The sequence below is a fragment of the Nonomuraea mesophila genome, assembly GCF_004352805.1.
Classification (GTDB): Bacteria; Actinomycetota; Actinomycetes; order Streptosporangiales; family Streptosporangiaceae; genus Nonomuraea; species Nonomuraea longispora.
Genome location: NZ_SMLD01000020.1, coordinates 1 through 18,783 on the forward strand (window position 1 = coordinate 1; position 18,783 = coordinate 18,783).

Annotated in this window: 19 protein-coding genes; 4 read left to right on the forward strand and 15 right to left on the reverse strand. The window is 71.9% G+C overall.

Annotation, left to right across the window (positions count from 1 at the left end; translation table 11 throughout):
* Window positions 1–65 precede the first annotated feature (65 nt).
* From E1295_RS10560 to E1295_RS10575, 4 genes are all read right to left on the reverse strand, one after another.
* Window positions 66–2,573 (reverse strand): CHAT domain-containing protein, encoded by a 2,508-nt coding sequence (locus tag E1295_RS10560; protein WP_132630064.1) that lies wholly within the window; start codon window positions 2,571–2,573, stop codon window positions 66–68.
* A 65-nt stretch (window positions 2,574–2,638) separates the two neighbouring features.
* Window positions 2,639–3,088: a hypothetical protein gene (locus E1295_RS10565; RefSeq protein WP_132630065.1), complete on the reverse strand. Its 450-nt coding sequence runs from the start codon at window positions 3,086–3,088 to the stop codon at window positions 2,639–2,641.
* A complete protein-coding gene (locus tag E1295_RS10570) occupies window positions 3,085–3,639 on the reverse strand; it encodes an RNA polymerase sigma factor (RefSeq protein WP_132630066.1) in 555 nt (184 codons plus the stop codon). Before E1295_RS10570 ends, E1295_RS10565 begins: the two co-directional genes overlap by 4 nt.
* A 72-nt stretch (window positions 3,640–3,711) precedes the next feature.
* Window positions 3,712–4,725: a S8 family peptidase gene (locus E1295_RS10575; protein WP_132630067.1), complete on the reverse strand. Its 1,014-nt coding sequence runs from the start codon at window positions 4,723–4,725 to the stop codon at window positions 3,712–3,714.
* Window positions 4,726–4,899: 174 nt separating this feature from the next.
* Here E1295_RS10575 and E1295_RS10580 point away from each other — a divergent pair, with 174 nt between their 5' ends.
* Window positions 4,900–5,394, forward strand: coding sequence for a DUF3145 domain-containing protein (locus tag E1295_RS10580; RefSeq protein WP_220448644.1), 495 nt, complete (start codon window positions 4,900–4,902; stop codon window positions 5,392–5,394).
* Window positions 5,395–5,525: 131 nt separating this feature from the next.
* Here E1295_RS10580 and E1295_RS10585 read toward each other — a convergent pair whose 3' ends face one another.
* The 9 genes from E1295_RS10585 to E1295_RS10625 all read right to left on the reverse strand — a co-directional run bounded on the left by E1295_RS10585 (window position 5,526) and on the right by E1295_RS10625 (window position 13,789).
* Window positions 5,526–6,950, reverse strand: coding sequence for an acyl-CoA carboxylase subunit beta (locus E1295_RS10585; RefSeq protein WP_132630069.1), 1,425 nt, complete (start codon window positions 6,948–6,950; stop codon window positions 5,526–5,528).
* A 1-nt stretch (window position 6,951) separates the two neighbouring features.
* Complete coding sequence (gene fabF, locus E1295_RS10590) at window positions 6,952–8,184, reverse strand: beta-ketoacyl-ACP synthase II (RefSeq protein ID WP_132630070.1); 1,233 nt, start codon at window positions 8,182–8,184, stop codon at window positions 6,952–6,954.
* A gap of 49 nt (window positions 8,185–8,233) precedes the next feature.
* Window positions 8,234–8,473, reverse strand: a complete 240-nt coding sequence (locus E1295_RS10595; RefSeq protein WP_132341752.1) for an acyl carrier protein — start codon at window positions 8,471–8,473, stop codon at window positions 8,234–8,236.
* A 90-nt stretch (window positions 8,474–8,563) separates the two neighbouring features.
* Window positions 8,564–9,520, reverse strand: coding sequence for a beta-ketoacyl-ACP synthase III (locus E1295_RS10600; protein ID WP_132630071.1), 957 nt, complete (start codon window positions 9,518–9,520; stop codon window positions 8,564–8,566).
* Entirely contained in the window at window positions 9,517–10,413 is an 897-nt protein-coding gene (locus E1295_RS10605) for an ACP S-malonyltransferase (RefSeq protein ID WP_132630072.1), read from the reverse strand. Before E1295_RS10605 ends, E1295_RS10600 begins: the two co-directional genes overlap by 4 nt.
* A gap of 103 nt (window positions 10,414–10,516) precedes the next feature.
* Entirely contained in the window at window positions 10,517–11,641 is a 1,125-nt protein-coding gene (locus tag E1295_RS10610) for a PucR family transcriptional regulator (protein WP_132630136.1), read from the reverse strand.
* Window positions 11,642–11,741: 100 nt separating this feature from the next.
* Entirely contained in the window at window positions 11,742–12,173 is a 432-nt protein-coding gene (locus tag E1295_RS10615; protein WP_132630073.1) for a DUF350 domain-containing protein, read from the reverse strand.
* Between the two features lie 69 nt (window positions 12,174–12,242).
* Entirely contained in the window at window positions 12,243–13,388 is a 1,146-nt protein-coding gene (locus E1295_RS10620; RefSeq protein ID WP_132630074.1) for a glutathionylspermidine synthase family protein, read from the reverse strand.
* Window positions 13,389–13,390: 2 nt separating this feature from the next.
* Window positions 13,391–13,789: a hypothetical protein gene (locus E1295_RS10625; protein ID WP_132630075.1), complete on the reverse strand. Its 399-nt coding sequence runs from the start codon at window positions 13,787–13,789 to the stop codon at window positions 13,391–13,393.
* A 100-nt stretch (window positions 13,790–13,889) separates the two neighbouring features.
* Between E1295_RS10625 and E1295_RS10630 the strand changes: the two genes are divergently transcribed.
* The 3 genes from E1295_RS10630 (at window position 13,890) to E1295_RS10640 (ending at window position 16,207) form a co-directional block, all read left to right on the forward strand.
* A complete protein-coding gene (locus tag E1295_RS10630) occupies window positions 13,890–14,912 on the forward strand; it encodes a PHP domain-containing protein (protein WP_132630076.1) in 1,023 nt (340 codons plus the stop codon).
* A gap of 118 nt (window positions 14,913–15,030) precedes the next feature.
* Complete coding sequence (locus E1295_RS10635) at window positions 15,031–15,759, forward strand: helix-turn-helix transcriptional regulator (protein ID WP_132630077.1); 729 nt, start codon at window positions 15,031–15,033, stop codon at window positions 15,757–15,759.
* Window positions 15,760–15,847: 88 nt separating this feature from the next.
* Window positions 15,848–16,207, forward strand: coding sequence for a VOC family protein (locus E1295_RS10640; protein ID WP_220448645.1), 360 nt, complete (start codon window positions 15,848–15,850; stop codon window positions 16,205–16,207).
* Window positions 16,208–16,353: 146 nt separating this feature from the next.
* On the opposite strand, the gene E1295_RS10645 is transcribed toward E1295_RS10640, so the two are convergent.
* Together E1295_RS10645 and E1295_RS10650 are read right to left on the reverse strand one after the other, a co-directional pair.
* Entirely contained in the window at window positions 16,354–17,142 is a 789-nt protein-coding gene (locus tag E1295_RS10645; RefSeq protein ID WP_132630078.1) for a maleylpyruvate isomerase family mycothiol-dependent enzyme, read from the reverse strand.
* A 9-nt stretch (window positions 17,143–17,151) separates the two neighbouring features.
* Window positions 17,152–18,648 carry an alpha/beta hydrolase gene (locus E1295_RS10650; RefSeq protein ID WP_132630079.1) on the reverse strand — a complete coding sequence of 499 codons (1,497 nt, stop codon included), beginning with the start codon at window positions 18,646–18,648 and terminating at the stop codon, window positions 17,152–17,154.
* Window positions 18,649–18,783: the final 135 nt, after the last annotated feature.

Genomic DNA, 18,783 nt, shown 5'->3' on the forward strand with positions numbered 1-18,783 from the left:
GGGGACCATCGCAGCCCCCGCCCCGGGGACCGGCACAGCACCTGACCTGGGGACCATCGCAGCTCCTAGTACAGCGCCCGGTCGCCTGCGCCGAAGCAGACGAACCCGTGCTCGCCCGTCTTGGCCGCGGCGCAGGCCAGCGCCGCGTCAGGTGACCGGCCGGCGACCACGAGCTCGTGGAACAGCCCCATCATGGCCCGCGCCGCCTCGTCCCGCACCGGTACGAGCCCCGCCACCACGCACGACGCCCCCTTGGCGAGGAACGCGCCCGGCAGACCGAGCGGCGCCCCGTCCACGGGCGCGCGCGACATCCCCGAGTTGCACGCGGACAGCACCACGAGCTCCGGCGACCGGGGCGCCTCCAGCAGGTCGTACGCCATCAGCGGCCCGTCCTCCAGCGTGATCCCGGACACCAGCGGGCTGCGCGCGTGGAACACCCCGTGCGCCGCGAGGTGCAGGACGTCGGCGGTCCGGAGCGCCCGCAGGACGTCGGCCGTGCGCGCGGGCACCTCGCGTCCTCCCGGGTGGGAGGTCAGGACGTGCGCCACTTCGGCGTGCGCGTGCGCCAGCGAGGGCCCGGCCGCGGCCACGACGACCGGAGGCCCGTCGCGGTGTGCGCGTTCGAGGTTTCTGGCGCGCATCCAGGCGGACGCGCTGGCGGCCACGCTCACGGGACGTTCGCGCAGGCAGGGGAGCGCGCCCCACGGCAGCGTGTGCAGCGCGCCCACGGGCACCGCGACGAGCGGCCCGTTGCCGAGTTCGGTGAGGAGCGGCCGCAGCACCAGCCGTTCGACGTCGAGCGCCGCGGCTTCGACGTCGCCGGGGCGGGCATGGCGGCGCAGCGAGTAGCGCAGCCGGACGATCGACTCCTTGACCTCGCGGACGTCGGCCAGCCGCCGCAGCAGCACCCGCCGCTCGGAGATGAGGACGGCCAGCAGCGACTCCTCGTGGGTCACGAACTCCACCAGGCTCCCGGCCCCCAGTTCGGCGCGCACCCGCTCGGTGCCGGCGGGCGAGCCGGCGTGCGCGGGGGCGGTCACGGCCCGCCACCGTTCGCTCCACTCGAACACCTCCTCGACGCTTCCGTCGCGCACCGCCAGCCCCAGCCCGAAGGCGGCGAGCCGTTCCCCGGCCCTGGCCGCGTGGGCCCGCAGCGACGGATCGTCGAACGTCTCGACCTGCTCGCTGACCTCCGACAGGCCGTCCTGGACGGCGCGGAAGGCGCCGGTGGTGTCCTCCTGCAGCGCGGCTTCGAGCGCGAGCGCGTGCTGGCGTACCGGTCCTGGGATCTGGGAGGCGAGCTGCCTGGCCTGCGGTTCGGAGCCCAGCGGGGTGAGCCGGGTGCCGGCCGGGACCCAATGTTCCGCGCGTCCGGCGTGGCGGGTGAGCCGGGCGAGCTGCGCGGAGGCGGTCGGGTGGTCGTCGACGTCGAGCGCCGCCTCGGCCGCGACCAGCCGCAGCGCCGCCCCCGCCTGCGGGGCGAAGCCGTCCTCCAGTTCGTCGGCGCACGCGATCAGCTCCCCGACCAGGGCGGGGGTGACGGGTTCGAGCGCGAGCCGCGAACGCAGCACGACCTCCTGCGCCAGCGGCAGCCAGCGGGTCCGCTCCTGCGCGGCCAGGTCGGCGGCGGCCTGCTCGGCCACCTGCCTGGCCTGGCGCGGGTCGCCGGTGAGCAGCTCCACCTGGGCGAGCTTCAGCCGCGCCTCGGCCAGCGCCACCTGGGCACCGGCGGCCTCCAGGTCGGGTACGGCCAGGCTCAGCATCGCGCGGGCCTCGCCGGGCAGGTGGGCGGCCAGCAGGGCGCCGGCGAAGTCGGCCCGCATCGTGGCCAGCCGCTCGGGGAAGCCGAACAGGGTGTCCTCGGCCTCCCGGTAGTGCTTGAACGCCCCGGCGATGTCGCCCCGGCGTACGGCGAGGAAGGGCAGGTTCGCGGCGGACAGCCGGGACAGGTGCAGCAGCCCCGCGTGCCGGGAGATCTCCAGGCAGGCGGTCAGGTCGCGCATGGCGGCGTCCCAGTCGCCGCGGTAGGAGTGGATGAGCCCTCGGTTGAGCAGGCCGCCCGCCAGGAACCTGCGGTCGTCGATGGTGCCGGGCGCGTTCACCAGGGCGCGCAGCGCGCGGTCGCAGGAGGCGATGGCCTCCTGGTGGCGGCCGAGGTGGGCCAGGGCGACCGCGCGCTGGGTGTCGAGCTTGGCGCGGTCGAGCGGGCGCAGGTAGGCCCAGGCCAGCGCGGCCACGCGCAGCGCCTGCAGGGGGTGGCCGCGTTCGGTGCGTACGGTGACGAGGGAGAGCCGCGCCTGCGCGAGCCGCTCCTGCGGCGCGCCGGGTGTGCCGAGGGCCTCGCGCAGATGCCGCTCGGCCTCCTCCAGGTCGCCCAGCTCGCGGGCGGCCAGCGCCATCGCCCTGAGCGACATGACCGCGGCCTCGGCGGAGCCGACGCGGCGGGCGGATTCCAGCACGAGACGGCCGGCGCGCATGGCGTGGCCGGGATCCACCAGGGAACGCAGCATCGCGGCCTCGGCCGCCCTGAGGAGCGGATCGAGGTCGCCTGATGAGTCCGGGTATGCGCTCATGGCAGGCCTTGGTCTGACGGCCGGGGCGGGGGGCGCGGTTCCCTTTTTCCGGCTGGTGGCTGGGGTCAGGGCCGGATGCGCACCCATCGGGTTTGTACGGGGGCGCGTCCGGGCCGGTGGCACACCACGCTGAGCCAGCCCGGAGGCAGGCCCGTCGCGGCGAAGTCGCCATTGCGGGCGAGGTTCCGGGTCAACGTGAGGTGCGGGGTCTTCACGTCGATGACGGCGTCTTCCCCCGGGTGGGGCCACACCTGGCCCGCGACGTCGATGAGCCCGTCGCCCACGGTCACCTCCAGGTCGAAGGTGAGGCCGTCGGAGACGAAGCGCACCAGGTGGCAGCCGTCCGGGTCGCGCACGTCGGGGCCCGCGGCGGTGCGCGCCGCGGGCGTGGCGGTCACCGCACGGGGGACCCGCAGCCCGTAGACGTCACGTGCGGTGGCGGACACGTGGCTCGGGATGGGGTCGTTTCCCGCGGCCAGCCGGAGTGCCGCCAGGAAATACTCGTCGTTGATCATTGCGCGCTCTCCTGTGATGAGATCAGGGTGCGCAGTTTCTCCAGGCAGCGGGCCTTGGTCGGGCCCACACTGCCCACGGGCATGCCCAGCCGCGCCGCCATCTGCCGGTTTCCCAGGTCGATGGCGACGAGCTGGATGATCGTGCGGCAGGGCTCATGCAGGGCGGAGACCTGCTTCCAGAGCAGGCGCCTGCTGTCTGCCTCCAGCACGGCGGAGGCGGGGTCGGGCTCGTCCACGGCCTCGAGGGAGTGCAGGTCATGGTCGAAGGGGGAGACGTCATGACGTTTGCGGAGGAACGCGTGAGCCTCGCGGCGCACGGTCGTCATGAGCCAGCCGCCGACCTTGGCCGGATCCCTGAGGGTGTGGAGGTGCTGGAGCAGCCGCAGCCAGGCTCCCTGGACGGCGTCCGCCGCGTCGGCAGGGCTGAGCCCGGACGCGCGGGCCACCGCCCACATCCGCGGCCCGTATCTGGCCTCCAGCTCGTCCCACGCCGCCCGGTCGCCTTCGGCCGCCGCCGTGACCAGCTCCGCCGGCTCGCGTGGATCGGGCATGCGGCCTCCTTCCGTGCGGCACGCCGAGGCGGTCATGCCTCTTCGTGATTGCGTGAGGACTGAGCGTAGACTCTACAGACTCGCCGGTACGACAACTCCCAGATCCGGAATTTGCCGGGCTCCCTCGGCGTCGAGGAGCCGCGCCACCACCTCCTTCGGCGGCTCGTCCCCGGCCGCGCCGGCGATGGCGCCCGCCACCAGCGCGGTGGCGAACGACGTGCCGCTCCAGGTCGCGAAGCCCTCGAACTCGCCGCACTCCAGGTAGCTGCTGGCCAGCCATTCGCCGCGGGCGCAGGCGTCCACCCAGGTGCCGTGCCCCGAATAGGGCGCCCGGCGCTCCTGTGAGTCGTCGAGGGCCGCCACGCCCACGGCGCACGCCAGCGCGGCGGGCCAGAACGGCCGGTCGGAGGCGGTGTTGCCGGCGCAGGCCACGGTCACCGTGCCGCTCAGCGCGGCGACGGCGTCGGACAGCAGGGGCGGCGGCCGGTCGTCGAAGGTGTGGCCGCCGAAGGACAGGTTGAGCACGTCGGGAGGCTGGTCGCGCATGCGGTGCAGCGCGCGTACCACGGTGGCCTCGTCGGTGAAGCCGTCGCCGTCGAGCACCCGGTCCACCCGCAGCGCCGCGCCCGGCGCCAGACGCGCCAGCAGGCCCGCGATGAAGGTGCCGTGGCCCGCCTGGGCGCCCTCCGTCGCGTCGGCGTCGTCGGGGCCGAGGCGCTCGTACCAGTCGCTGCGCGACCACCACGGGTGCTTGGCGACCCCGGTGTCGAGCAGGCCGATGACCACGTCGGAGCGAGTGCGGCCCGGTTTGTACGGGATGGGCGGGCAGGGGAAGGGCCGCGACGCGGGGCCGCCGAAGAACAGCGGCTGGCCGCGGAACACGTGGTTCGGCGAGGCCTGCATGCCCTCCTCGCGGAGTTCGGCGGTGACCTCGCAGGGGTCGGCACCGGGAGACAGGTGGATGACGCAGACACCGTCCGCCTCCGAGACTGCCTGGGTCCAGCGCGACGCGGCGGACAGCGCCGACCGGTCGGTCAGTACCTGACCTGGCCGGATGAAGGCGTCGCCGACAGATTGCATGTCCATGAGCCCGTATCTTTCCTCGGCCGGCCCGCTGTCACATGCGACTCGCCCACCAAGTTGGTATGGCCCCCCACTGGTGCGTGATGGCGACCGACGGTAGTCTCTCCCTAGTCACTTGTGATCATCCCGGGACGAGGCCGTTGGGGAAGGCGCACCTCGTACCGAATGGGAGGTCCGGTGTCTGCTCGTGGCGTCCTTTACGTCCACTCGGCTCAGCCCGCGCTGTGCCCGCACATCGAATGGGCAGTCGCGGGTGTCCTTGGCGTGCCCGTAGACCTGACGTGGACTCCTCAACCCGCCGCGCCGAACGTCGTGCGTGCGCAGGCGGAATGGGAGGGCAGGCCCGGCGTCGCCGCGGCCATAGCCTCTTCGCTCATGGGCTGGCAGCGGCTCAGATTCGAGATCACCGAGGACGCCTCGCCGGGTGTCGACGGGTCCCGGCACGCCTACACGCCGACGCTCGGCGCCTTCACGGCGGTGATCGGCGCCTCCGGCGACATCATGATCCCCGAAGACCGGCTGCGCGCCGCGATGATGATGGCCGCCGAAGGGCGGTGCGTGCTGGAGGACGAGCTCGACAAGATGCTGGGCAGGCCGTGGGACGAGGAACTGGAGCCGTTCCGCTACGCCGGGGACGGCGCTCCCGTCCGCTGGCTGCACGCCGCCGTCTGACACCTCCGCTCGGCACGAGCAGCGCCCCGCGGCCGGGCCCCGCTGCCCGGCAACGCGAAGGCCCCGCACCGGGACCGGTGCGGGGCCTTGTGCGTGATGCCGCGGCGCTTGGGTGAGGCGGTGGCCGGCGCTTACAGCGGGATGTTGCCGTGGGCGCCGCGGGCCGGGGTGGCCTGGGCGAGGAGTTTGGCGATCGCGCCGCGGGTCTCCTCGGGCTTGATCACTTCGTCGATGACGCCGAGCTCTTGGGCCCGGGTCAGACCGCCGGCGAGCTTCTCGTGCTCGGCGGCCAGCCGCTCTTCCAGCGCGGGCCGCTCGTGCTCGGGCACGGCGGCCAGCTCGCGCCGCTTGATGACGCGCACCGCCGCGACGGCCCCCATCACGGCGACCTCGGTGGTGGGCCAGGCGAAGACCTTGGTGGCGCCCAGGGCGCGGGAGTTCATCGCGATGTACGCCCCGCCGTAGGCCTTGCGCGTGATCAGCGTGACCCGGGGCACCGACGCCTCGGCGAAGGCGTGCAGCAGCTTGGCCCCCCGGCGTACGACCCCGTCGTGTTCCTGGCCGACGCCCGGCAGGTAACCGGGTACGTCCACCAGGACAACCAACGGCACGCCGAAGGCGTCACACATGCGTACGAAGCGGGCGGCTTTCTCGGCGGACGTGGCGTCGAGGCAGCCACCGAGCCGCATCGGGTTGTTGGCGATGACCCCGACCGTCCGGCCACCGAGCCGGCCGAGCGAGGTGACGATGTTGGGCGCCCACTTGGGGTGCAGCTCCAGGCCAGGCTCGTCGAGCAGGTCGTTGACCAGCGGCTTGACGTCGTAGGCGCGGCGCGCGGAGTCGGGCAGCAGCGTGGAGAAGTCCACTTCCTCGATTTCTCCCGTGCGCACCCGGCCCTGGTGTCCGAGCAGCGTGGCGAGCTGACGCGCCTTGAGGTAGGCGTCGGTCTCGGTCTTGGTGACGATGTGCGCCACGCCGCTGCGCTTGCTGTGGGGGGCGGGGCCGCCCAGGGCGGCGCTGTCGACGTCTTCGCCGGTGACGCTGCGGACCACGTCGGGGCCGGTGACGAAGATGCGGCCGGAGTCGGCCAGGATGACCAGGTCGGTGAGCGCGGGGCCGTAGGCGGCGCCGCCGGCGGCGGGGCCGACGACCACGGAGATCTGCGGCACGACGCCGGATGCCTTCGTCATGGCGGCGAAGACCCGGCCGACGGCGTGCAGCGACTCGACGCCGTCGGGGATGCGGGCGCCGCCGCAGTGCCAGATGCCGATGACGGGCACGCGCTCGCGCACGGCCACGTCGTAGGCGTGCACGATGTGCTCGCAGCCTTCGCTGCCCATGGCGCCGCCCTGGAAGCGGGCGTCGCTGCAGAAGGCGACGACGGGAACACCTTCGACGCGCCCCATGGCGGCGAGCATGCCGCTGTTGTCCTGCGGGGTGATGAGCCGGAGCGAGCCCTCGTCGAGCAGCGCGGCGAGGCGGGCGACGGGATCGCGGGGATCGGCAGGCTCCTGATCGGAGCCGGACGTCACCACCCGGTTGTCGAGGACGGTCACTTTATGCCCCCTTAAAGACGACGGTCACGTTGTGCCCGCCGAATCCGAACGAGTTGTTGACCGCGGCCACGTCGCCATCGGGCAGCGTGCGGTTCTTGCCGTGGACGATGTCGACCTCGATGCCGTCGTCGAGGTCGTCGATGTTGATCGTGGCGGGAACGACCCGCTCCTGCAGTGCCTTGATCGTGAAGACCGACTCGATGCCGCCCGCGCCGCCGAGCAGGTGCCCGGTCATGGACTTGGTCGAGGACACCAGCGGGTGGGTGCCGATGGCCTTGGCCACGGCCTGCACCTCACCGACGTCGCCCGCGGGCGTCGAGGTGGCGTGGGCGTTGACGTGCTTGACGTCGGAACCGGTGACGCCGGCGTCGGTGAGCGCCTGCGTCATCGCCATGATGATGCCCCGGCCGTCGGGCTCGGGCTGCGTGATGTGGTGCGCGTCGGCGGAGTAGCCGACGCCGGCGCAGTAGGCGTAGATGTGCGCGCCCCGCGCCCTGGCGTGCTCCTCCGACTCCAGCACGACGATGCCGGCGCCTTCGCCGAGCACGAACCCGTCGCGGCCGCGGTCCCACGGCCGTGAGGCGCCCGCCGGGTCGTCGTTGCGGGTGGACATGGCCCGTGCGGCCGCGAAGGCGGCGATGTTGAGGCCGTGGATGGCGGCCTCGGTGCCTCCGGCGACCACGACGTCGGCGCGGCCCACCCTGATCATGTCCATCGCGTGGCCGATGGCCTCGGCGCCGGACGCGCACGCCGACACCGTGGCGTGCACACCCGCCTGGGCGCCCAGGTCGAGCCCGATCCAGGCGGCCGGGCCGTTGGGCATGAGCATCGGCACGGTGAAGGGCGACAGCCGGTTCCAGCCGCGCTCACGATAGGTGTCGTAGGCGGACAGCGTGGTGTTGATGCCTCCGATGCCGCTGGAGACCACGACGCCTAGCCGCTCCGGCGGCACCTCGGGAGAGCCGGCGTCCTGCCAGGCCTCCCGCGCGGCGACCATCGCGAACTGCTCGCTGCGGTCGAGGCGGCGGGCCTCGGGCCGCGGCAGTACGTCGGTGGGGTCGACCGCGGCCGTCCCCGCGAACTTCACGGGGACGGTGTCGATCCAGTCCGTGGTGAGAGCCTTGACACCCGACTGACCGGCGAGGAGCGCCGTCCAGGTCGAGGTGACGTCCCCACCGACGGGCGTCGTCGCGCCAAGCCCGGTGACGACGACACGTACCCGGTTCGCACTCACGTTTCGCGCTCCCTTGCTGATCAGTACTGGTCGGATCGGGTGTCGGGGCTCAGTTCTGGATGAAGGTGAGGACGTCCTTGACCGTCTTCAGGTTCTTGAGCTGGTCGTCGGGGATCTCGACGCCGAACTCGTCCTGGGCGGCCACGGCGATCTCGACCATGGACAGGGAGTCGATGTCGAGGTCGTCCACGAAGCTCTTCTCAGGGGTCACCTCGGACGCCGGGATGCCGGTGATCTCGTTGATGATCTTGCCGAGGCCCTGGAGGATGTCCTGCTCGGTGGCAGCCATGTCGCTGTTTCTCCTTTGGTTTCCTGGAATCTGTACGGCCGCGCCGCACAAGTCTTTCTCTGGGTGGCACGGCGCAGACCGTGCCCGATCCTACGGAATCTCGATCACTTGGCCCGCGTAGGTCAGGCCGGCGCCGAAGCCGAGCACCAGCGCGAGATCGCCCGTGCGGATCTCGCCGCGTTCCACCATGCGCGAGAGCGCGAGAGGGATGGAGGCGGCCGAGGTGTTGCCCGACGTGACGATGTCGCGAGCGATGACGGCCTGGTCGGCGCCCAGCTTACGGGCGATGGCCTCGATGATGCGCAGGTTGGCCTGGTGAGGCACGAATGCCGCCAGTTCGGACGGGTCGACACCCGCCCGCGAGCAGGCTTCGAGCGCCACCGGATGCAGCGCGGTGGTGGCCCAGCGGAACACCGTCTGGCCCTCCTGGCGGAGGTAGTCGGTGCGGTCCTTGATGCTGATGGCCTCGGATTTGTCGCCGGCACTGCCCCACACCACAGGGCCGATGCCGGGAGTCTCCGACGGGGCCACCACCGCGGCCCCCGCGCCGTCGGCGAAGATCACGGCGGTGGACCTGTCGGTCCAGTCGATCCACTGTGACAACTTCTCCGCGCCGATGACCAGCACGTTCCTGGCCGAGCCCGCGCGCACCGCGGCGCTGGCGGTGCCGAGGGCGTAGCAGAAGCCGGCGCAGGCGGCGTTGACGTCGAACGCGCCGGGTGACTCGATGCCCAGCCGGTGGGCCACGATGGCGGAGGCGTTGGGGATCTGGGTCTCCAGCGTGCACGTGGCGACGATGACGAGGTCGACGTCCTCCGGCGACAGCCCGCTCGCGGCCAGCGCCTTGCCGCCGGCGATGGTGGCCATGTCCTCCAGGGACTCACCGTCGGGCGCGACCCTGCGCTCCTTGATGCCGACCCTGGAGCGGATCCACTCGTCGTCGGTCGCCATGGTCTTGGCCAGGTCGTCGTTGGTGACCACGTGGGCCGGCTGGTAGTGGCCGAAGGCGAGCACTCTGCCGCCAGGGGCGACGCCGGGAATTATCACGCGATCAGCTCCCTGGCCGTGTCGAGGTCGTCGGGGGTCTTCAGCGCGACGGCCGGCACGCCGCGCAGGGCGCGCTTGGCCAGGCCGGTCAGCGTGCCGCCGGGCAGCAGCTCGATCATCCCGGTGATGCCGAGACCGGCCATGGTCTCCATGCAGGCACCCCATCGGACGGGGCTGCTGACCTGCCGGACCAGCCGCTCGACGAACTCGGCGCCGGTGGCGACCGGCCCGCCGTCGAAGTTGGACAGCAGCGTGACCTTCGGGTCGGCGGGCGTGACGTTCGTCGCGGCCTCGCGCAGGCTCTCGACCGCCGTGGCCATGTGGGCGGTGTGGAAGGCGCCCGCCACCGAGAGCGAGATGAGCCGGGCGCGCGCCGGCGGGTCGGCCTTGAACGCGGCCAGCTGCTCGAGGGTGCCGCCCGCCACGATCTGCCCGGCGCCGTTGATGTTGGCGGCGGTGAGCCCGTGCCTGTCGATCGCGGCGAGAACCTCTTCCTCGACGCCGCCGAGCACGGCCGTCATGCCCGTCTCGGTGATGGCGGCGGCCTTGGCCATGGCCTGGGCGCGGTCGCGGATCAGGGACAGCGCCTGCTCCGGGGTGAGTACCCCGGCGAGCGCGGCGGCGGCGAACTCGCCGACGCTGTGCCCGGCGACGATGTCGGGGGCCGCGCCGAGCGCCTCGGCGGAGGCCAGCGCGGCGGCCACGAGCAGCGGCTGGGCGACGGCGGTGTCGCGGATCTCGTCGGCACCGGCGGTCGTGCCCTGGGCGATCAGATCGACCCCGACGACCTCCGACCACGAGCCCAGCCTGTCGGCCAGACCGGGCAACTCAAGCCATGGAGTCAGGAAGCCTGGCGTTTGGGCACCTTGGCCCGGAGCGACGAGTACAAGCACAAAATCCACCATGCCCTGTAGAACTTCGACACGCGGATGGAGATCCGTACGAACTTTGTCCAGGGTGATTTGTAGGAACCCTACAGTGGGGATGACGGCACGGTTACGTTAGAGCGCGCCAGCTCACCGCACTCTCCGCCAGCCTCCCGAGGATGAGCCCCACCTGGAGCGTGAAGGCGGACCTGCCCTCGGTGGGCTGGTAACCGGTCAGTTCGGTGATCTTCTTCAGGCGGTAGCGCACGGTGTTGGGATGGACGAACAACAACCTGGCCGTCGCCTCCAGCGACGTGCCCTGCTCCAGGTAGGTGGCCAGCGTGTCGAGCAGCGGGGTGCCCGCGAGCGGCAGGTAGACGCTGTCAATGAGCTGCCGCCTGGCGTCGAGGTCGCCGTCGAGCGCCCGCTCGGCCAGCAGGTCCTCGGCGTGCACGGGCCGGGGCGCGTCGGGCCAGCCCGACGACGCCTTCAGCCCCGCCAGCGCCGCCCTGGCCGAATTGGCGGCGGCGTGCAGGTCGGGCACCTCGGGCCCGATGACGATGGGGCCGACGCCGAAGCGGGCCACCACCTGCCTGGCCGCGTCGTTGACGCTGCCCGCCCCGCCCACGATCACGATCAGCCGGTCGGCCTGGACCCCCGCCAGCAGGTCCATGCCGATGCGGCGGCCCTTCTCCCGCAGGCCGTCGATGACCGCGCGCGGGTCGCCCTCGGGGGCGTGCCCGGCGATGACGACGACGGGCGAGGAGGTCCAGCCCAGGGCGGCGGCCCAGGAGTGCAGGCCGTCGTCCACCTCGCCGCGTACCAGGGCGTCGACGATCAGGGCTTCGAGCCTGGCGTCCCACGAGCCCCTCGCCTCCGCCTCGCGGGCGTAGACGTGGGCGGCGGCGAAGGCGACGTCGCGGGTGTAGCGCAGCATGGCCTGCTGGAGTTCGTCCTCGCCGCCCGGCGCGGCCAGCTCGTGGGTCTGCGCCTCGACCACCTCGACCACGACCCTGACGATGTCGACGGTCTGCTGGAGCGAGATCGACCGCTTGAGCTCGCGTGGCGCCGTGCCGAAGAACTCGATGCTGGGCGTGCGCCGCCCCTCACCCGCGGTCGAGAACCACTCGACGAACGCGGCGATGCCGGCCTGGGCCACGAGCCCCACCCACGACCGGTCCTCGGCGCTGAGGGCCCGGAACCACGGCAACTGCTCGTCCATGCGCGCCATCGCCGCCGTGCCGAGTGAGCCCATGGCCCGCTCGAGCCTGCGTGTGGTGTCCTCCCGGGTCCGCTCTGTCACGCCTCCTAGAGTGCCAGGTCCGCTCGGCTGACCGGAACGGTGGTTCGCCCTCTCAGATGACGGCGACGGCCGTGATGAGCCCGATCGCGACGTGGGTGACCGCGAGCAGCCGCGCGCCCGGCTGCAGATCGGGCTCCTTGACCAGGTCGCGTACGGAGACGCCGACCACCCGGTCGAAGATGAGCATGGCCACGGTCTGCACCACGATGCCGACCAGCCCGAACACCGCCGTGCCCGCCAGGCCCTCCGCGAGCCGGCCGCCGGACGACCAGATCGAGGCGGCCACGATCAGCCCGATGGCGGCCATGGCCGCGCTGGCCAGCAGGGTGGCGTTGGGGTTGCGCTCGCTGCGGATGACCTCGCTCAGCTTGCCCGGCGTCGCCCAGTCGATCACGAAGAACCCGACGATCATCAGGATCACGCCGACGGCTGCGTAAGCGGCGATGGCGCCCGAGCCGCGGGCGAGGAGTTCGAGAAGAGTCACGTCAGTTCCAATCAGGGGTGTGCGGGTCCGCCCGGAGCTGGGGCGGGCAGGTGTCGGTCGGGGAGCACGTCAGTCAGCGATGCGGTGCGGGACGAACGACGAGGTGTCGTCGGTGATGAGGCCGGTGGTCTCCCTGATGCCGAGCCCGGCGGCCTCGTCGGCGACCACCCACGCGCCGAGCACCGGCCGCTGCCCCTCGAAGACGGGCAGCGCCTCGAAGCCCTGGAACACGTACCCCTCCCGGCCGTAGGTGCCGGGCGTCTCCTGGGTGACGTCGGGGGTGACGATGCGCATGGAGGCCCCCTCCCTGCCGAGCAGCGGCTTGGCGATGTAGGAGGTGAGGTCTCTGGGGCCGTCGAGGTAGGCGGGCATCAGGTTGGGGTGGCCGGGATAGAGCTCCCACAGCAGGGCCAGCAGCGCCTTGTTGGACAGCAGGGACTTCCACAGCGGCTCGATCCAGGTGGTGTGCCGTACGGCGTGCCGTCCGAAGTCCTCGGCCAGCATCCACTCCCAGGGGTAGAGCTTGAACGCCGAGCGGATCATCCGCTCCTCGACGTCGACGAAGCGGCGGTTGAGTGAGTCCCAGCCGATGTCCTCCATGGCCACGGAGACGGTCTGCAGGCCGGCCTGCTCTGCGGTCTCCTGGAGGTAGGCCACGGTCATGGCCTCCTCGCCTGTCTCGTCCATGTTGGTGAACGCGAAGTGCGTGGGCCCCGGCGGCAGCCCCAACCGGGGCCAGCGGTCGATGAGCCGTTCGTGCACGGAGTTCCACTGGTCGTCGCCGGGATGCACGTCCTGCAGCCAGAACCACTGGATCACCGACGACTCCACCAGCGAGGTGGGCGTGTCGGCGTTGTACTCCAGCAGCCTGGCCGGGCCCGTGCCGTCGTAGCGCAGGTCGAAGCGGGCGTACAGGTGGGGGTCGCGGCGTTCCCAGGAGCGCGCGACGTCCTCCCACGCCCATTCGGGTATGGCGAAGTCGGCGAAGCGGCCGGCCGAGACCACGTGCTCGACCGTGCGGAGGCACATCGCGTGCAGCTCCTCGACCTGCTCCTCCAGCGCCTCGACCTCGTCCATCGACAGGACGTAGTGGACGGACTCGTCCCAGTAGGGGCGGCTCAGCCCCGACGGGTGTGCGGCCTTGTGGTAGGCCAGGCCCTGGCCCTCGATCGTCTTCTCCCAGCCTGGCCTGGGAGTGCCGTGCTCGCGACGCACCTTCAGCCCCCGCCGCCCCACTTGCTGCCGAAGCCGCCCCGCTGGATCGACTTGCCGCTGCGGGTGTTGATGTCGACGTTGGACGGGCGGTAGGTGGTGCCGCCGCGCACGCGGTTGCCGACCCGCGTGCCGCCGTAGTACCAGAGGTAGGCCCCGCGGGACCCGCCGTAGTAGTGCGTGCCGTCGTCATCGTCGCAGTAGTCGTCGTCGACGACCTCGTAGGTGCCGTCGTCGAGCCGCATGACGCAGTCGGCGGTGACCTCCTCGTCGTCCTGCACGGCGGCGCAGTAGCCGACCAGCATCACGGACAGGACGCCCAGGATCGTGAGCGGTACGGCCTTCGACGATTTGCGCGGGGGAGGCTTCGGAGGGGAGTGGTGGGTGGGCGGCGGTGGTGCCATCAAGCTCCTGCTTTCATGGGCCGATTACTCTAGCGGCGGCGACCGTCCGTGTTCAATGAGTGATTAGTGCATCTCGATTTATTTCGGCTATGGAGGGTGTATGGATCCGGTCCTGGCCCTGCGCGAGATCGCCTTCCTGCTGGAGCGCGCAGGCGAGCCGACCTACCGTGTACGGGCGTTCCGCCGCGCCGCCGCGGTGGTCGCCGGCCTCCCCGCGGACGAACTCGCCCGGTTGGCCCGCACGGGTGGCCTCGGCGACCTGCCGGGCATCGGCAAGGTCACCGCTCTTGTGGTCAACGAAAGTCTCGAAGGTCAGGTTCCGACCTATCTGCGGCGGTTGCGGGCCACGGAGGGCGTCGAGCTCGACGCCGAGACCGCCGCGCTGCGCGGCGCGCTGCGAGGTGATCTGCACAGCCACTCCGACTGGTCGGACGGCGGGTCGCCGATCGAGGAGATGGCCGAGACCGCCGCCCGGCTCGGCCACGGATATCTGGCGCTGACCGACCACTCACCCCGCCTGACGGTGGCCAAGGGACTCTCGGCCGAGCGCCTGGAACACCAGCTCGCCGTGGTGGCCGAGCTGAACGAGCGCATGGCCCCGTTCAGGATCCTGACCGGCATCGAGGTCGACATCAACCCGGACGGCTCGCTCGACCAGGACAGGAGACTGCTCGAACGCCTCGACGTGGTGGTGGCGAGCGTGCACTCCAAACTCCGCATGGACTCCGGCGCCATGACCCGCAGGATGGTCACCGCCGTCGCCGACCCCCTGGTGGACGTGCTGGGGCACTGCACCGGCCGGGTGGTGCGGGCCGGCGGGCGGCGCGGGGAGCGCAGGCCCGAGTCGGAGTTCGAGGCGGAGCTGGTCTTCGAGGCGTGCCGGCGGTTCGGGGTGGCGGTCGAGATCAACTCGCGGCCCGACCGGCTCGACCCGCCCAAGCGGCTGATGCGGCTGGCGTACGAGATGGGGTGCGTGTTCGCGATCGACTCCGACGCGCACGCCCCCGGGCAGCTCGACTGGCAGCGGTACGGCTGCGAGCGGGCGGCTCTGTGCGGCATCGAGGCGGAGCGGATCGTCAACACCTGGCCCCCGGACAGGCTCCTCGACTGGACCCGGGCCTGACGGCTCCCCGAGCGCCCTCCCCCCGGCCGTCAGATCCTTGTAGTCGTACGGTGAGGCAGGGGTTCCCGGGCGCCGCCGGGGCACGCGATTGTCGGTGGCCCGGCGTAGCGTCGCGGCTGTGAACCGTACCGACCGGCTCTACGCGCTCGTCGAAGACCTGCGCGCCATCGCGCCACGCTGCCGCTCCGCCCGCGAGCTCGCCGAGCGGTTCGAGGTGAGCGTGCGCACGATCGAGCGCGACATCACCGCGCTGCAGGAGTCCGGCGTCCCGATCTACGCCCAGCCGGGCCGCAGGGGCGGTTACGCGATCGACAAGACGATGTCCCTTCCTCCGCTCAACTTCAGCCCCGCCGAGGCGGTGGCGATCGCGCTCGCCCTCAGCCGGGCCGGCGACCAGCCCTTCGGCCGCCAGGCCCGCAGCGCGTTACGCAAGGTGGTGGCGGCGATGCCGGGGCCCGAGGGCGAGCTCGCCCGTGAGCTGGCCCGGAGGGTGCAGCTCGTCCAGCCGCCCGACGAGCCCGCCGCCGGCGTCCAGCCCCTCGGCGGCGAGGGCATCTCCCGCGCCATCGAGGAGGCGCTGCTGCGCCGCCGCGTGCTCCGGCTCGACTACGCCGACGCCAAGGGCGCGCTGACCACGCGCGACGTCGAACCGGGCGTGTTCCTGGGCGGGCGCGGCGGTTTCTGGTATCTCGTGGCGTGGTGCCGGCTCCGTGACGACGTACGCGTCTTCCGCCTCGACCGCATCGCCTCCGCCACCGTCACCGCCGAGCGCTGTCCGGATCGCCCGCTCGAAGGTTTCGCCACCGACGTGCCCGAGATGGTCGTCCACGGCACCGCGCTCGACTGAACCTTTGCTCGAAAATCAAGGGGAAACACCGACATAAGGGTGTCGCCTGACCGTTGGATCGTTGTCTTGTTCGACAGATGAGGAGACGATGATGGACCACACGGTGACGTGGTTCGAGGTCGCGACCGACGACCCCGAGGGCGCCGAGTGTTTCTACGGCGGTCTGTTCGGCTGGCGGTTCACCGGTGGGGACGGCCCGGTGGACTACCGCACGATCAGCAGGCCGGGCGGCGACGGGCCGATGGGCGGGCTGTTCAACACCAAGGGAGAGTTCCCCGACCATGCGATCTTCCACGTTCAGGTGGCCGACGTCGAGGCGACGTGCGCCCAGAGCGAGTCGCTCGGCGGCAAGGTGCTGATGAAGGTGATCGACGACGGCGCCGCCATCGACTTCGCCTACGTGAGCGACGTGTCAGGCAACACCTTCGGAGTCTTCCACCGCAAGTGATCATCCGGGCACGGGCCGGGGGAGCGCCTTCCCCGCGACCGCCGGTCCCGCCCGGGCCGCTCCGCGCGAAGCCGATGCGGAGCCGATCACCATGACGCCCTGGACACGCCGCCGATCGCCGAGCGGCGGCGCGTCCAGGGCGCTCGTCAGAAGTCGACGGCGGCCAGCCAGCGGCCGAGAAGCTCGCGGTCGCCGTGCACGGTCAGATCACCGGGTGAGCGCCTGCCGTAGATCATGAGCAGCAGATCCGACACCGGGCCCTGGACCGCGGCGTCGCCCTTCGCGTGGCCGCGCGCCCAGGTGATCTTCCCGCCGGAGCCCTGCGTGATGGTCCACTCGCCCTCGCCGTCGCTCGCGTGCAGGTGGATCGTGGCCCCCTCCATGCCGAGCCCGGCCAGTGACCGGGTGACCCAGACGGCGTGCGGCAGGTTGTGCAGGAACTCCTCGACGCCGTCGGCGGCGGTCTCCGCCGGGACGACCGGGTCGAGGCCGAGTGCGAGCTCGGCGTCGGCCCGGTGCACCACCAGTTCGAAGTGCATCCGGCGCGGCCACCACGCGGCCCGCCGGTCCGGGCCCCACGTCCACACCTCCAGTTCGGGATCGGTGGTGCGCAGCGTGTCCAGCAGTTCGGCGGCTCCCTCCATCAGCCAGGCGGCGTCGCCGCTCTGCCCCTCGGCCAGTCCGCTCGGCACCTGCCGCGACCAGATCTTCTCCCGCACCTGCTCACGCAGCACATGGGCCGCCCAGCGGTGGGTCCGGCCGACGTGCGTGACCAGGTCGGCGATCGTCCATCCCGGGCACGTCGGCACCGGGACGGACAGGTCACCGGCCAAGGCCGCCAGGCGCGCGGCCTCGGTCTCGATGTGAGCGATCCGCTCACTTCCTGCATCGTTCTCCGTCGCCTGGTCCGCGCTCCGCGCGTTGTTCTCCGTCACTCGACCAGCCTAGGCCGCCGGGCACGTGGCACCCTTCTGCGGAACCTTTCCGTCGATCAGGTACGCGTCCACGAGCTCGTGCACGCACTTGCTGCCCGACAGGTACGCCCCGTGCCCCTCGCCCTCGTACGTCACCAGCGTGGCCGTCCTGAGCTGCGATGTCAGCTTGGGCGCCCACTGGTACGGCGTGGCCGGGTCGCCCTTGCCGCCCACCACCACGATCGGCGCGGAGCCGGTGGCGTCCACGCGCCGCGCCTGGTCGCTGCCCTTGACCGGCCAGACCCGGCACAGCCCGCCCGAGCCCTCGCTGCCGAACAGCGGCGAGATCTTCAGCGCGGCCGCCTCGGTGCGCCGCAGCTCGGCCTCGCTGGGCCGTTCCGCGGTGTCGACGCAGGTGATGGCGGGGAAGCTGGTCATCTGCGTGGAGTAGGTGCCGTCCTCCCTGCGCCCGGTGTAGTTGTCGGCGAGGTAGAGCAGCGCCTCACCGTTGCCCTTGAGCCCCTCGCTGAGCGCCTGCTCCAGGAACGGCCAGGTCAGCTCGGAGTAGAGCGCGGCGGCCACGGCGGTCGAGGCCAGCCCCTGCGTCAGCGTGCGGCCGTGGACGTTCAGCGGCTTGGTGGTCAGCCGCGTCAGCAGGTTCTCGACGTTGCTGTCGGCGGTCGCCTCGTCCTTGCCGAGCGCGCACGTGGACTTCACGCACGACCGCAGGAAACTCTCGTACGCCTGCTGGAAGCCGCGCGTCTGCGCCAGCGTGCGCTGCTCGAACGAGACGGTCGGGTCGAGCGGCGCGTCGAGCACCATCCGGCCCACGTTGTGGGGGAACTCGGTGGCGTAGACGGCGCCGAGCTGGGTGCCGTACGACATGCCGACGTAGTTGAGCTTGGAGTCGCCCACGGCGGCGCGGATGCGGTCCATGTCGCGGGCGGCGTTCACGGTGCCGACGTGGGGGAGGACCTTGCCGGAGTCGCGCTCGCAGAGCTCGGCGAACCTCTTGTTGGCCGCCGTGGTGCGCTTGCGCGTCTCCTCGCCGGGCGGCAGCGTGTTGAGCGAGGTGAACGTCTCCAGTTCGGAGGCGTCGCCGCAGCGTACCCCCGAGCTGCGGTCGACGCCGCGCGGGTCGAAGCTGACCAGGTCGTAGCGGGAACGCAGCGTGGTGAGCGCCTTGGCCGCCTGGTCGAGCGTGTCGACGCCGGACGCGCCCGGGCCGCCGAAGTTGAACACCACGGATCCGAGCCGCTTGCCCTTGCCGGTGGCCGGCAGCTTGATCAGCGCCAGGTTCAGCTGCTCGCCGTCGGGCTCGGAGTAGTCGAGCGGCACCGCGAGCGTGCCGCACCGCACCGAGGCGTCCTGGCGGGCGGGAGGTTCACCGTCGGGGCGCTCGAGGTCGGTGCAGGCCCCCCAGTCGATCGTCGCGGTTTCGCCGGGAGCGTCCGTGGCGGGCTCGGCGGGCGCGGTGGAGCAGCCTGTGGCGGTCACGAGCAGGGCGGCGGCTAGGACACGTCGCATATCGATGGATCTTCCCCTCGTCTCTCAGGGGGAAGTAGTGCCCACAATACGTGACGGTGCACCAAACCCGGGTGAGGCGGCGCGTATCCACCCTGGTCGCGCCGCGACGACAGCGCTCCCGCGAGGACCTCGCGG